This window comes from Streptomyces sp. NPDC091649, assembly GCF_044756785.1.
Taxonomy (GTDB): Bacteria; Actinomycetota; Actinomycetes; order Streptomycetales; family Streptomycetaceae; genus Streptomyces.
Map to the genome: position 1 here is coordinate 216692 of NZ_JBIVTR010000009.1, position 13373 is coordinate 230064.

The 13373-nt window shown below is 71.9% G+C and carries 9 protein-coding genes; 2 read left to right on the top strand and 7 right to left on the bottom strand.

The window, feature by feature from the left end:
- Window positions 1–72 precede the first annotated feature (72 nt).
- A complete protein-coding gene (nrdR, locus tag ACIQMU_RS17985; RefSeq protein ID WP_018962021.1) occupies window positions 73–585 on the bottom strand; it encodes a transcriptional regulator NrdR in 513 nt (170 codons plus the stop codon).
- A 489-nt stretch (window positions 586–1074) separates the two neighbouring features.
- Between nrdR and lexA the strand changes: the two genes are divergently transcribed.
- On the top strand, window positions 1075–1872 hold the full coding sequence (gene lexA, locus ACIQMU_RS17990) for a transcriptional repressor LexA (protein ID WP_352241918.1): 798 nt from the start codon (window positions 1075–1077) through the stop codon (window positions 1870–1872).
- 126 nt (window positions 1873–1998) lie between these two features.
- Here lexA and ACIQMU_RS17995 read toward each other — a convergent pair whose 3' ends face one another.
- The 5 genes from ACIQMU_RS17995 to ACIQMU_RS18015 all read right to left on the bottom strand — a co-directional run bounded on the left by ACIQMU_RS17995 (window position 1999) and on the right by ACIQMU_RS18015 (window position 10118).
- Entirely contained in the window at window positions 1999–3969 is a 1971-nt protein-coding gene (locus ACIQMU_RS17995) for an ATP-dependent DNA helicase (RefSeq protein ID WP_402689196.1), read from the bottom strand.
- Window positions 3970–4007: 38 nt separating this feature from the next.
- Window positions 4008–5915 carry an IucA/IucC family protein gene (locus ACIQMU_RS18000; protein ID WP_402689197.1) on the bottom strand — a complete coding sequence of 636 codons (1908 nt, stop codon included), beginning with the start codon at window positions 5913–5915 and terminating at the stop codon, window positions 4008–4010.
- Window positions 5916–5975: 60 nt separating this feature from the next.
- Window positions 5976–6701 (bottom strand): GNAT family N-acetyltransferase, encoded by a 726-nt coding sequence (locus ACIQMU_RS18005; RefSeq protein WP_402689198.1) that lies wholly within the window; start codon window positions 6699–6701, stop codon window positions 5976–5978.
- Between the two features lie 82 nt (window positions 6702–6783).
- Window positions 6784–8694: an IucA/IucC family protein gene (locus ACIQMU_RS18010; RefSeq protein WP_402689199.1), complete on the bottom strand. Its 1911-nt coding sequence runs from the start codon at window positions 8692–8694 to the stop codon at window positions 6784–6786.
- Window positions 8695–8723: 29 nt separating this feature from the next.
- Window positions 8724–10118 (bottom strand): diaminobutyrate--2-oxoglutarate transaminase family protein, encoded by a 1395-nt coding sequence (locus tag ACIQMU_RS18015; RefSeq protein ID WP_352241913.1) that lies wholly within the window; start codon window positions 10116–10118, stop codon window positions 8724–8726.
- Between the two features lie 362 nt (window positions 10119–10480).
- Between ACIQMU_RS18015 and ACIQMU_RS18020 the strand changes: the two genes are divergently transcribed.
- A complete protein-coding gene (locus ACIQMU_RS18020; protein ID WP_402689200.1) occupies window positions 10481–11647 on the top strand; it encodes a trypsin-like serine peptidase in 1167 nt (388 codons plus the stop codon).
- A gap of 80 nt (window positions 11648–11727) precedes the next feature.
- Here ACIQMU_RS18020 and hflX read toward each other — a convergent pair whose 3' ends face one another.
- Window positions 11728–13248: a GTPase HflX gene (hflX, locus tag ACIQMU_RS18025; RefSeq protein WP_352241911.1), complete on the bottom strand. Its 1521-nt coding sequence runs from the start codon at window positions 13246–13248 to the stop codon at window positions 11728–11730.
- Between the last annotated feature and the right edge of the window lie 125 nt (window positions 13249–13373).

The following is a 13373-nucleotide window of genomic DNA, read 5'->3' on the forward strand; positions in this document are numbered from 1 at the left end:
ACATCTCATGTCGCCCTGCCGCCGGTCCGCAGAGCTCTGTCTGCGGGCACGGGCGTCCCGGGCGGGTACCGCTCAGTCGGCGGCGATGGCGGGCGCGGGGACCTCAAGGGTCTCTCCGCTCCCGCGGTCCTCCGCGGAAGGCCGCTGCGTACGCAGTTCCACGATGGCGGCCTCGAAGTCTTCCAGGGAATCGAACGCCCGGTACACGGACGCGAAGCGCAGGTACGCGACGAGGTCGAGTTCCTGCAGCGGGCCGAGGATGGCCAGCCCCACGTCGTGGGTGGTCAGCTCGGCACTGCCGGTGGCGCGCACCGCCTCCTCGACCCGCTGGCCGAGTTTGGCGAGGGCGTCCTCCGTGACAGGCCGCCCCTGGCATGCCTTGCGGACGCCGGAGATGACCTTGGTGCGACTGAAGGGCTCGGTCACGCCGCTGCGCTTGACCACCATCAGCGAGCAGGTCTCCACCGTGGTGAAACGGCGGGAACAGTCGGGGCACTGCCGGCGGCGACGGATCGACGTCCCGTCGTCGGTGGTGCGACTGTCGACGACTCTGCTGTCGGGGTGCCTGCAGAAGGGGCAGTGCATGGCTCCCAACCCTCCTTCACACGCACGACTGAATAGCCTCTTCAGGGCCCTTCTCGGGCCCCTGGAAGCAGTCTCCAGCATAGGCGATGGCCACAGCGCGTTTGAACCGAGACCACAACTTCTGGGTGACTGGAGCGATCCAACCACTAGATCTAGGGTTGAGTCGCGTTTTCGGCCCTATCGCGTGTCGCGCGCCGGACCTCACGGGGAGGCCGCTCGGGGAGAGCGTGGGCCAGAGGAGAGAGTACGGGAAAAGCGACGCCTTCGAGCCGCCGGGGCTCGGCCGCGCGGGCGCGGATGAAAGACTCGGGCCGGGACCGCGGCGCGCCCCCGCGAAGACCGTACGCGGCCTCGCTCCTGAAGCTCATACACCTGCCGGGAGCACCGCGGCACCCCTTTATTCGTTTTTCACTCGAACGTGTGTTTGGCGCAACCTTTCGAAAGCTACTACCGTTGTCCAGCTAGGGAGAACATTCGAGAGGGGCCGACGTGACCACCACCGCAGACAGTGCCACCATCACCGCCCGGGATCACCGCTCCCAGAGCCGACTCGAGCCGGTGCACACCATGAACGACTCAGCCACGAACACGGACGGACCCGAGCCCTCGCGCCCGGGGCGCTCCATGCCCGGCAGGCCCCCCGGTATCCGGGCGGACAGCTCGGGGCTCACCGACCGGCAACGGCGGGTCATCGAGGTCATCCGCGACTCCGTGCAGCGGCGGGGCTACCCGCCCTCCATGCGGGAGATCGGTCAGGCGGTGGGCCTGTCCAGCACCTCCTCGGTCGCCCATCAGCTGATGGCGCTGGAGCGCAAGGGCTTCCTCCGCCGGGACCCGCACCGGCCCCGCGCCTACGAGGTGCGCGGATCGGACCAGCCCAGCACCCAGCCGACCGACACGACGGGCAAGCCCGCGGCCTCCTACGTGCCGCTGGTGGGACGAATCGCGGCCGGTGGCCCGATCCTGGCCGAGGAGTCCGTCGAGGACGTCTTCCCGCTCCCCCGCCAGCTCGTCGGCGACGGCGAGCTGTTCGTCCTGAAGGTCGTCGGCGACTCGATGATCGAGGCCGCGATCTGTGACGGCGACTGGGTCACCGTCCGCCGCCAGCCCGTCGCGGAGAACGGGGACATCGTCGCCGCCATGCTCGACGGCGAGGCGACGGTCAAGCGTTTCCGCCGGGAGGACGGTCACGTATGGCTGCTCCCTCACAACGCGGCGTACCAGCCGATCCCCGGCGACGAGGCGACGATTCTGGGCAAGGTGGTGGCGGTGCTGCGCCGGGTCTGAGGAGAAGCGTCGGTCACGGCCGCCCGCCCCGGGATCTCTGCCTAGGACGTCGATCATGACGTCGGTCCCGGGGCTTCGCCTTGCCTCCCACCCGGACCTCGGCGGGAGGGGGCGTTCACGACCGGATCAGACCCCGTCCGCCTTGGCCCGTGCGTCGATGGCGGCCAGCGAGCGCCGCGCCTGGTTCCGGTCCGTGGTGTACCAGAAGTCCGGCAGCGAGGCGCGCAGATAGCTTCCGTACCGGGCGTTGGCGAGCCGTGGATCCAGCACGGCGACGACGCCCTTGTCGCCCGTGGCCCGGACCAGCCGGCCCGCTCCCTGGGCCATCAGCAGGGCGGCGTGCGTCGCCGCCACCGCCATGAAGCCGTTGCCGCCGGCCTCCTCGACCGCCTTCTGCCGTGCGCTCATCAGCGGATCGTCCGGCCGGGGGAACGGAATACGGTCCATGACCACCAGCTGACAGCTCGGTCCGGGGACGTCGACGCCCTGCCAGAGCGACAGGGTGCCGAAGAGGCAGGTCTCCGGGTCGGCCGCGAAGTTCTTGATCAGCTCACCGAGCGTCTCCTCGCCCTGGAGCAGGATCGGCTTGTCCAGGCGGTCCCGCAGCTCCTCGGCCGCGGCCTTGGCTCCCCGCATGGAGGAGAACAGCCCCAGCGTGCGGCCGCCGGCCGCCTCCACCAGCTCCGCCAGCTCGTCCAGCATGTCCGTACGGGACCCCTCGCGTCCGGGGGTGTTCAGGTGCCGGGCGACATAGAGGATGCCCTGCTTCGGGTAGTCGAACGGGGAGCCGACGTCCAGCCCCTTCCACTGCGGGACGTCCTCGCCCGCCGTGCCCTCGGGTGCGAGGCCGAGGGACGCGCCCACGCCGTTGAAGTCGCCGCCGAGCTTCAGGGTGGCCGAGGTCAGCACCACGGACCGCTCGGCGAAGAGCTTCTCGCGCAGCAGTCCGGAGACGGAGAGCGGGGCGACCCGGACGGAGGCTCCGAACCGGTCGTGCTGCTCGTACCAGACGACGTCGTACTCGGAGCCCTGGGCGATGCGCTCGGCGACGCCGTGGACCGACTCCACCGAGGCCAGGGCCTGCTTGCGGACGGCGTTCTCGTCCTCGACCGACTTGTCGCGGGTGGCGCCGATCGCGGAGATCACCGTGCGCGCCGCGTCGCGCAGTGCCATCAGCGCGTAGCCGAGGTCCTCGGGCAGCTCTTCCAGGCGCCCCGGGAGCGCCAGCTCCATGACCCGCTCGAAGCCCTCGGCGGCGGTCTGGAAGGCATCCGCGGCCTTCTCGTTGACCAGCTTCGCCGCACGGCGGACCGCGCGGTTGACCTGGGTCGGGGTCAGCTCGCCTGTGGCGACGCCGGTGACCCGGGAGACCAGCTCATGGGCCTCGTCGACGATGAGCACCTCGTGCGAGGGCAGCACCGGCGCGCCCTCGATGGCGTCGATCGCGAGCAGCGCGTGATTGGTGACGACCACGTCCGCGAGCTTCGCGCGCTCGCGGGCCGCCTCCGCGAAGCACTCCGCGCCGTACGCGCACTTCGTCGCGCCCAGGCACTCACGCGAGGAGACCGAGGTCTGCGCCCAGGCGCGGTCCGAGACGCCGGGGGTCAGATCGTCCCGGTCGCCCGTCTCCGTCTCGTCGGACCAGTCCCGCAGCCGGAGCAGGTCCTGCCCCAGCTTGCTGGACGGGGCCACCGCCTCGAACTGGTCGAACAACCCCTCCTCGGCGTCCTGCGGAACCCCTTCGTGGAGCCGGTGCAGGCAGAGGTAGTTCGACCGGCCCTTGAGCATGGCGAACTGCGGGCGGCGGCGCAGCAGCGGGTGCAGGGACTCGACCGTACGCGGCAGGTCGCGCTCCACGAGCTGGCGCTGGAGGGCGAGGGTGGCCGTGGCCACGACGACCCGCTCCCCGTGCGCCAGGGCCGGCACCAGATAGCCGAGCGACTTGCCCGTCCCGGTGCCGGCCTGGACGAGCAGGTGGGATCGGTCGTCGACGGCCTCGGCGACAGCCTCGGCCATGGTGACCTGGCCGGGCCTTTCCGTACCGCCGACGGCGGTGACGGCGGCGTGCAGGAGCTCGGGGAGAGATGGCTTCGTCATAGCCCGACCACCCTACGGCGCGCCACTGACAACGGCGATCACTCCCGGACGCGGGCGGAGGGGTGCAACGGGTTGGGGACCGTGCCGTGGATCGCCGCGTGCGGGCGGCTGGCACGGTCCCGGTAGCCGTCGACCAGCAGCCGGTTGCGGTTCAGACAGAGGCGCGCTATCTCGGGCGTGAGCATGTCGAACAGCTGGAACCGCTCCTTCAGCTCCGGGAAACGGGCGTGGTACCGGACGATCTCCGCCCGGACGAGTGACCAGAAGTCGTCCTCGGAGACTCCGAGCTGTTCCTCGCACAGGGGTGACAGATAGCGGAAGACGCCCACGAAGAGGCCGGAGTGGATGAACTGGGTGAGGAAGCAGGGCTCCTCGGTGAGGAGGACGGCGCGCACCGCGTCGGGCATGGCGGCGTGCTCGGGCAGCGGGTGGGCGCTGACGTTGACGTCGTCGACGAAGTCCTTGATGGCCAGCCGTACGGGTACGTCGTGTTCGTCGAAGACGACGATGGCGTTCTCGCCGTGCGGGGAGAAGACGGTGCCGTAACGGTAGAGGAAGTGCAGCAGAGGCGGCAGCAGGGCGGCGAAGAGCCGCTCCAGCCAGGTGTCGGGGGCCAGCCCGGAGCGCTCGACCAGCTCCGCCGTGAACGCGCGGCCCGCCGGATCCGTATGCAGGAGCGAGGCGAGCGTGCGGGCGCGTTCGCCCGCGGCGAGGCGCGGCGGCAGGGGCTCCCGCCAGATCGCGCCGAGGATCTCCTTGTACTGGTAGGGCGCTTCGGGAAGGCGGTCGTACAGCGGGTGCTCGACGGCGACGGAGGCGACCTCCCCCAGGAGGACGACGCGGCAGGTGTCGCGCAGGAACGGATCGTCGGCGCAGAGCCCCTGGACCCAGGCGGTGACCGCGGGGGCGGCGAGGGTCCGCTCGGTCGGCAGGCCGCGCCAGACCAGGGTGTTGAGGATGGAGAGCGGGAGCTTCACGGTGTGCCGCTCGGGCCGTTCCACGTTGGCGAAGGTGCGGATGGACTGCTGCGGGAGGCGGGCGTCCCCGTCGGTGTGCAGGGCCACGATGTCGCCGTCGGCGATGGCGGGGGCGAAGAGCGGCACGATCCACTCGTCCCACTGCCAGGGGTGTACCGGGAGGTAGAGGTAGTCCCGCGGGTCGTGCCCCCGGGACCGCAGCACCTCGCCGAAGGCGTCCCGGACGCTCGGGTCGAGCTCCTCGGCGTACAACTGCTCGGGCGTGGTGAGGCGGCCGACGCCCCGGTACTGCGCGATGCGGATACTGACCGCGATCCACGGCAGCCGGAGCGGACTGCGGGTCTCGGGGGTGAAGCGGGCCGCATCGGCGGCGGAGAAGCCGAGCCGTCCCTTGCTCGCGACCAGCCAGGGGTGGCCGGTCTGATGGCCTTCCAGCTCCGCGTAGTCCAGGGCGGCGAGCCGGTCCGCGGTGAGCGCGGTGTGGTCGAGGCGGGCGTCGGCCGACAGGGTCCGGGTCAGCTCCCGGATGAGGTGGCCCAGCGTCGTGCCGTCGAGCCCGAGAACGCCCCGGGCTCGGGTGAGGAACGTCAGCGGGTCGCGGAACGGGCGGTTTCCGGCGTCCGCGCCGTCGGACGGTGCGCCGGCGTGCGCGGTGACGGCCGAGCCGTTGGCGTGGGCGGCCGGGGGCCGCTCGGTGACCTCGATCGAGTCGGCGTCGACGCGCCAGCTGCCGTAGACGCCGCGCCGGGCCGTGAAGAGGAGCACTCCCCCGTCGTCCAGGGTCAGCCGGTGGAGTCCGCCGGCGCCGGGCCCCGGGACGGGCTCGATGATCTTCTCGTAGGCGAACTCGCCGAGCATCTTGGCGAGGAGCCGTGCTGCGGCCCGGTCCCAGACCTGCCGGTTCAGCTCCGGAGGGCTGAACAGCTGCGGGGACTCGGCTGAATCACGGCACGCGGGATATATCGGCACGGGGACTCCTCCGGATGGAACCTATGAGGTTCGAGCGGTGTGGAAAGTGCGGCGAACAGGTCACAGCTGGGCTCGGTACGTTCGGTCGCGGATCATCAGCGCGGCGCGTTTGTCGGGGAGTTCCACTTCGGCGGAGAAGCGGAAACCGGCGCTGAGGAACGCGGATACGGATGGGGTGTTGCGCAGGTCCGGCTCGGCCACCACCCGTCCGCAGCGCGGAAGGTTGTCGAGGACGAGGTCGGCGACGGCGCGCAGCAGGGTCGTGCCCACGCCCCGGCCCCGGTTGCGTACGCCCCCGATGAGGAGATGGACGCCGGTGTCGTGGGGGCGGGCGGGGTAGTGGCGGGCCAGGGGGTCGAGGTCGGCGCGGTAGATCTCCCAGTAGCTCATGGGCGTGCCGTCGAGCACGCCGAGGCAGGGGACGCTGCGTCCGTCCCCGTCGAGCTGGGGCCTGAGGTGGTCGACGGTGACGGACTCCGGTCCTGCGAGCTCCCAGAACGCTGCCACGGCGGGGTCGTTCATCCAGCGGCTGAGTACGGGGAGATCGCGCTCCGGCCGGACGGGGAGGAGGCCGAAGGACCCCGCCGCCGTGGTCACCGGCGGCCAGGCCCCCGGATCGCCCAGCAGCTCGCGGGAGGCCCGGTCCCGCCCCGGCCCGGTGTTCCGCTCCTCGGCGATCGATGCGAGGAGCTCCTCGGTGAGCTTCAGATCGAGGGTGTCCTCGGCACCGGTGCTCCCGGCGTCGGGCGCGGCGCCGGGTTCGGCTGAGGGGTCGGCGGGAGGCACGGTGGCGCTCTCCTCTCCTGGCCGGGGGCGGTCGGTGGGTTTCTCCGGGGCGGGTGGCTCGGAGTCTGCCCGGTGCGGGTGCTCAGCTGTGCAGCGGGTTGGCGATGGTGACGTACACGGACTGGGTGTCGACCGGACCGACCAGCTCGTCGAGGCCGTGCAGCCGGGTCAGCAGGTTGGCCTTGCAGCGCAGTTGGCGGTTCTCCAGGAGATACGCGGGCAGCGGCGAGCCCAGTTCCGCGGTCTCGGTGAGGAATTGGCGCAGGACGGTGAGGAGTTTCTGTTCGTCGGCCAGGCGCTGTGCCCCGAACGCCCCGATCAGTCCGAGGATGTTGTTGATGCCGAGGTAGTAGGCGAACCGCTCGTCGGTGACCGGGTCGGAGACGAAGGTGTCGCTGACGGCGCCGATGCCGGGGAGCCGCCGTTCCAGCTCGGTCCGGCGGGAGTCGCGGAAGTAGTAACCCTGGTTGTCCCGGTAGCGGCCGCCGACGGGCCAGCCGTCCCGGTCGAGGAGGACCAGGGTGTTCTGCTGGTGGGCTTCGAGCGCGACTCCGCCGTGGGCGTCCAGCCAGAGCACGGGGCGCACGACGTGGTGCAGATAGCGGCGGAACCACTCGGCGGAGACGACGGAGGCGCCGCGGCCGGTGCGGGCGGCCAGGCGGGAGACGGCCTCGGCGAGCCGGGAACGCATACCGGGCTGCCCGGGCCGGGGGCGCTGTGCGGTGAGCCCCGCGATGCACGCGGCGTCGTCCTCCGGGCCGAAGGGGTTGTGGCGGAGCATCACGTCGAGCCCCGGGACGGGCGCGCCCTCGGGGTCGTCGACGGCGAGCCAGGCGGGGTCCCGGACGATATCGAAGCCGGGGTGCTCCCGCTGCCAGCGCTCGGCGAGTCCGGTCGACAGGAGGCGGTGGACCTCGACGCCCCGGTGCAGCTCCTTGCGGAGGTTCTCCCGGCGGGAGTTGGTGATGCGTACGCCGAGGGACAGCTTGAGCATCACCCGCGCCCCGGGCCGGTGCACGGTGCGGATGGAGGAGGTGGGGTGCCAGTGCTCGCCGTGCGGGCCGAGGTCGTGGAGCAGGCCGGTATCGGCGAGGGCCCGGACCTGCGGGCGGTGGAGCAGATCGGCGGCCTGCCACGGGTGCACGGGGACGGCGACGGTGCCGGCGGGCAGGCCCAGCCCCTCGGCGTGCGGGGCGAGCAGCTCGTCGGCGGTGGCGGGTCCGCCCTCCGTCCAGGCGGAATCGGTGGCGATCAGCGAACGGTCGACGGCGAACCAGTGGAGCGGGAAGGACCCGTGGAGTTCCGGTGAGTAGCGGCGGGACTCCGACTCGGAGAGGCCCTCGCGGCTCTTGGGCGTGGGATGGAGGGGGTGGCCGAGCACCAGGGACTGCTCGGCGGTGAGGAAGAGGTCGGACTCGTCGGGGTCCGCCGGGCTGCGCCGCCGCTGGTCGATGAAGCCGGCCGTGTGGCGTACGGAGTCGGCTACCCGGGCGACGAGATCGCCCGCGCCGCTCTCGCCTCCCTCGCGGCCGATGAGGACGGCGACGGTGGCGGCGTCGGCGGGCGGGGCGTCGGCGGGGGCGTTCTCCAGGACGGGTGCGCCGAAGCGGTGGGCCCCGGTGACGGACCAGTAGTGGACGGGGACGAGCAGGGCGGTGCCGGTGGCGGGGAAGGCGATGCGCAGGGTGCCGCCGTCGGGGCGGGCCAGGTCGTTCTCCCGGGTCCAGCATCGCAGGAGGCTCTCCGTGCCCGCCGCGTCGGCGGCCCGCAGGGGGTCCGGATCGTCGAGCGCGTCGGGCCACCGGTCCTGGTCCGCCGGTGCGGCGGGTCCCGGGCCGGGTCCGTGGGCAGTGACGTCGGGGTCGCCGTGGCGCACGGATTTCTGGCGGGGCACGGTCGTCGCCTCGACCGTGCCGGGGGCGGCCGGTCCGTCCTGCCCTCGGTACTGGGGGGTGCCGGGGCCGTCGGCCTCGGACGCGGGGGTGGGGTTCACGGCGTTCTTCCTTGTGGGGATTTCCGGGATCAGGTGGTCGGCCCCGCCGTGGTCCGACGCAGCGGGGAGCGTTCCGCGGCTGCCAGCGCGTCGGCGAGGCGGTCGACGACGGCGTTCGCCTGCTCGTCGGTGAGGGTGAGGGGAGGCAGGAGGCGGACCACGGCATCGTGCCGGCCGCCCAGTTCGACGATGAGGCCGCGCCGCAGGCATTCCTGCTGCACGGCGAGGGCGAGGGCCGGGTCGGGCGGTGGCGCCGGGGTGTGGTCGCCGGCTTCGGCGGGCAGGGGCGGGCGCTCGCGGTCCACCAGCTCCAGGCCGATCATCAGTCCACGCCCCCGTACGTCACCGATCCCCGGGTGGTGCGCCCGCAGTTCCGTCAGGCGGGCGAGCATCCGGGTCCCCAGGACCGCCGCGCGGTCCGCCAGTTGGTTCTCCCTGACGTACGCGAGTGTGGCCGCGCCCGCCGCCATGGCGAGCTGGTTGCCACGAAACGTACCCGCGTGGGCGCCCGGCTGCCAAAGATCCAGCTCAGCGCGGTAGACGATCACCGCGAGGGGCAGGGAACCGCCGATCGCCTTGGAGAGGACCATGACGTCGGGCACGATGCCGCTGTGCTCGACGGCCCAGAAGGCGCCGGTCCTGCCGACCCCGGTCTGCACCTCGTCCGCGATGAGCGGGATGGACCGCTCCTCGGTGATCCGGCGCATGCGGCGCAGCCAGGCGTCGGGGGCGGGGTTGACGCCGCCCTCCCCCTGGACCGGCTCCACGATCATTCCGGCGGGGGCCGGCACCCCGCCCTTGCGGTCGTCCAGGAGGTGTTCCGTCCAGCGGGCGGCGAGCGCCGCGCCGCGCTCGCCGCCGGTCCCGAACGGACAGCGGTAGTCCTGCGGGAAGGGCAGCCGGGTGACCTGTACGTCGGTCGCGCCGCCGGAGGCCGCCAGGGCTCCGGCCGTCATGCCGTGGTAGGCGCCGGTGAACGTGAGCAGGCCGGAGCGCCCGGTCGCGGCGCGGACCAGTTTGAACGCGGCCTCGACGGCGTCCGTACCGGCGGGGCCGCAGAACTGGATGCGGGCGTTGTCGGCGAGCGGCGGCGGCAGGGTGGCGAACAGCTCCGTGGTGAAGGCGTCCTTGACCGGGGTGGCGAGGTCCAGGACGTGCAGGGGCGCGCCGGAGTCGATGACCTTCCGGATGGCTTCGAGGACGACGGGGTGGTTGTGCCCGAGGGCCAGGGTGCCGGCGCCCGACAGGCAGTCGAGGTAGCGGCGTCCGTCGGCGCCCTCGATGGTGAGGCCGCGGGCGCGCACCGGGACGATCGGCAGGGACCGGGCGTAGGTGCGGGCCGCCGATTCGCGCAGGGACTGACGGCGGAGGATGCCCTCGTGCGCGGAGGGCGGCGCCACCGGAGCGGGTTCGGTCACGGACACGGCTCTTGATCCTCCTGCGGTAACGGTTGCGTTGCACGTCGGTGCGTTCTCGCGCGGACGCACCGAGGGTGTGAACGCTGTCCTGGTGTTCCCCGTACGTACCAACGACGCCGTCCGCGATGGATCACGGGCGAATCGGAACATCCTCGCGGCGACGGAACCGCGGACCTGCCTCGTGCCGTCACCATCGGCACCGGCATAGTGGGGGCCGCACCGCGGCCCGGAGCGCCCGCTCCGGCGCCCGGAGTGTCCGCGGAGCACTACCGAACACCGAGTACCGAGTGACGAAGTCCCAGGGGGATCACCAGATGCGACCCATTCGCCCGACCGACACCGCACGCCGCGGGAGGCGCGCACGGCGCATGCCCTCCACGCTCGCCGTGACGGCCGTCGCCGCCGCGCTGGCGCTCACCGCCACCGCGTGCGGTCCGGAGGAGGACAGCGCGGCCTCCATGCCCAGCGCCTCGGCCGATCAGTCGTCCGACGGGAAGGTCACCCTTCCGGACGACCTGAAGAACCGGCTCAAGGAGCACGGCATCGACCCCGACAAGTGGCGGGACGGGGAGTGGAAGAACTGGGACAAGGACAAGTGGCTGCGTGAGGCCAAGGACTTCGTCAACCCGATCATCGACGGTCTGTGGGACCCGGACCGGATGCGGGAGGCGGACAAGCCCCCGGAGAACCCGGTCGACAACGACATCTCCGGCGACGACGGGGTGACGGACCCGGCGCCGGCGCCGGTCCGGGCGGCCGGTGTCGCGACGCCGTACCGGGACAATGCCCCGGAGTCCGGGAAGCTGCTCTTCGACGGTCCGCAGGGCTCGATGGTCTGTTCCGCGACCGTGGTGAAGGACCCGGCGAACCCGGGCAAGTCCAACATGGTGTGGACCGCCGGGCACTGTGTGCACGCGGGCAAGAAGGGCGGCTGGTACCGCAACATCGCCTTCGTCCCGGCGTACAACAACGACGGCCTGTCGCTGGCCGAGCTGGAGACCGCCCCCAAGGAGAAGATCGCTCCCCACGGTGTGTGGTGGGGCAAGTGGGCCCAGACCTCCGAGCAGTGGATCGCCGAGGGCGCCGCGGTCGGCGGCCAGGGCGCCCCGTACGACTTCGCGGTGCTGCACGTGACACCGGAGAAGGGTGCGGGCGGCAAGTCGCTGGAGGAGACGGTCGGTTCGGCGCTGCCGGTCGAGTTCGACGCGCCCGCCGTGCCGGAGATCGCCGGCATGACGGCCACGGGTTACCCGGCCGCGCCTCCGTTCGACGGTCAGAAGCTGCTCCAGTGCGAGGGCAAGCCGGGCCGGCTGTCCGTCACCGAGAGCCAGCCCACGATGTACCGCATCGGCTGCACGATGACCGGCGGTTCCTCCGGCGGCGGCTGGGTCGCGGCGGGTCGGGACGGCAAGCCCGCCCTGGTCTCGAACACCTCGATCGGCCCGGTCACGGCGGGCTGGCTGGCCGGCCCCCGGCTCGGCGAGGAGGCCGAGGGCGTCTACCGCGCGGTCAGCGAGAAGTACGCGGGCCGGTAGGGCAGGACGCCGGCCGCAGCCGAAGGCCCGGCCCTCGCGAGGAGGGCCGGGCCTTCGGCTGCGGTGCGGTCCCGAGGCCGTCAGTGCGCGACGGGCACGAAGGTCCCGAGCTCCGCGGCCAGCTCCTCGTGGACCTGGGCCTTGAGCAGGGTTCCCTCGGCGGTGTGCTCCTCGGAGAGCACCTCGCCCTCGGAGTGCACCCGGGAGACCAGAGCCCCCTGGATGTACGGCACGAGCACCTCGATCTCGACGGACGGACGGGGCAGCTCGGCGTCGATGAGTGCGAGCAGCTCGTCGATTCCGGCGCCGGTCCTGGCCGAGACCGCGATGGCGTGCTTCTCGTTGCGCAGCAGCCGCTGGAGGACCAGGGGGTCCGCCGCGTCCGCCTTGTTGATCACGACGATCTCGCGCACGTCCACCGCGCCGACGTCCCGGATCACCTCGCGCACCGCGGCGAGCTGCTCCTCCGGCACCGGGTGGGAGCCGTCCACCACGTGGAGGATGAGATCGGACTCGCCGACCTCCTCCATGGTGGAGCGGAACGCCTCGACGAGGTGGTGCGGCAGATGCCGGACGAACCCGACGGTGTCGGCCAGGGTGTAGGTACGGCCGCTCGGCGTCTCGGCCCGGCGGACGGTCGGGTCCAGGGTGGCGAACAGGGAGTTCTCCACCAGGACGCCGGCCCCGGTCAGCCGGTTGAGGAGCGAGGACTTGCCCGCGTTGGTGTATCCGGCGATCGCGACGGAGGGCACCTTGTTGCGCTTGCGTTCCTGCCGCTTGATCTCGCGGCCGGTCTTCATCTCCGCGATCTCCCGGCGCATCTTCGCCATCTTCTCGCGGATCCGCCGCCGGTCCGTCTCGATCTTGGTCTCACCGGGGCCGCGGGTGGCCATGCCGCCACCGCCGCTGGATCCGCCGCCGCCCATCTGACGCGAGAGCGACTGGCCCCAGCCGCGCAGCCGCGGCAGCATGTACTGCATCTGGGCCAGCGAGACCTGCGCCTTGCCCTCGCGGGACTTGGCGTGCTGGGCGAAGATGTCGAGGATCAGGGCGGTCCGGTCGACCACCTTCACCTTGACGACGTCTTCCAGGTGAATCAGCTGGCCGGGGCTCAGCTCACCGTCGCAGACGACCGTGTCGGCACCGGATTCGAGCACCATGTCCCGCAGCTCCAGGGCCTTGCCCGAGCCGATGTAGGTGGCCGGGTCCGGCTTGTCACGCCGCTGGTACACGGCGTCCAGCACCTGCGCGCCGGCCGTCTCGGCGAGCGCGGCGAGCTCCGCGAGGGAGATCTCCGCGTCGCGCACCGTCCCCGAGGTCCAGACGCCCACCAGCACCACGCGCTCCAGGCGCAGCTGGCGGTACTCGACCTCGGTGACATCCTCGAGTTCCGTGGAGAGACCGGCCACGCGTCGCAGCGCGGCACGCTCGGAGCGGTCCAGCTGATCGCCGTCCCGCGCTCCGTCGATCTCCTGGCTCCAGGCGACGTCCTCTTCCATCAGGGCGTCGGCCCGAAGGCTTTCGGTGAGGCTCTCGGTGGTGTTCTCCGTGGCGCTCTGCGCGTCCTGCGCGTCCTGGGGAAGGGAAGAAGAGGAGGTCATTGGATCCTTACGTCGATAGAAGTCGTTACGTCAGTCACAACGTGTGATCTTCCCGGAAGATTCCCTCGGGGGAACTCCGGTGCGGTCCGCCGCGCCGACGGGTCGATAGTGACACGGCCCCACCG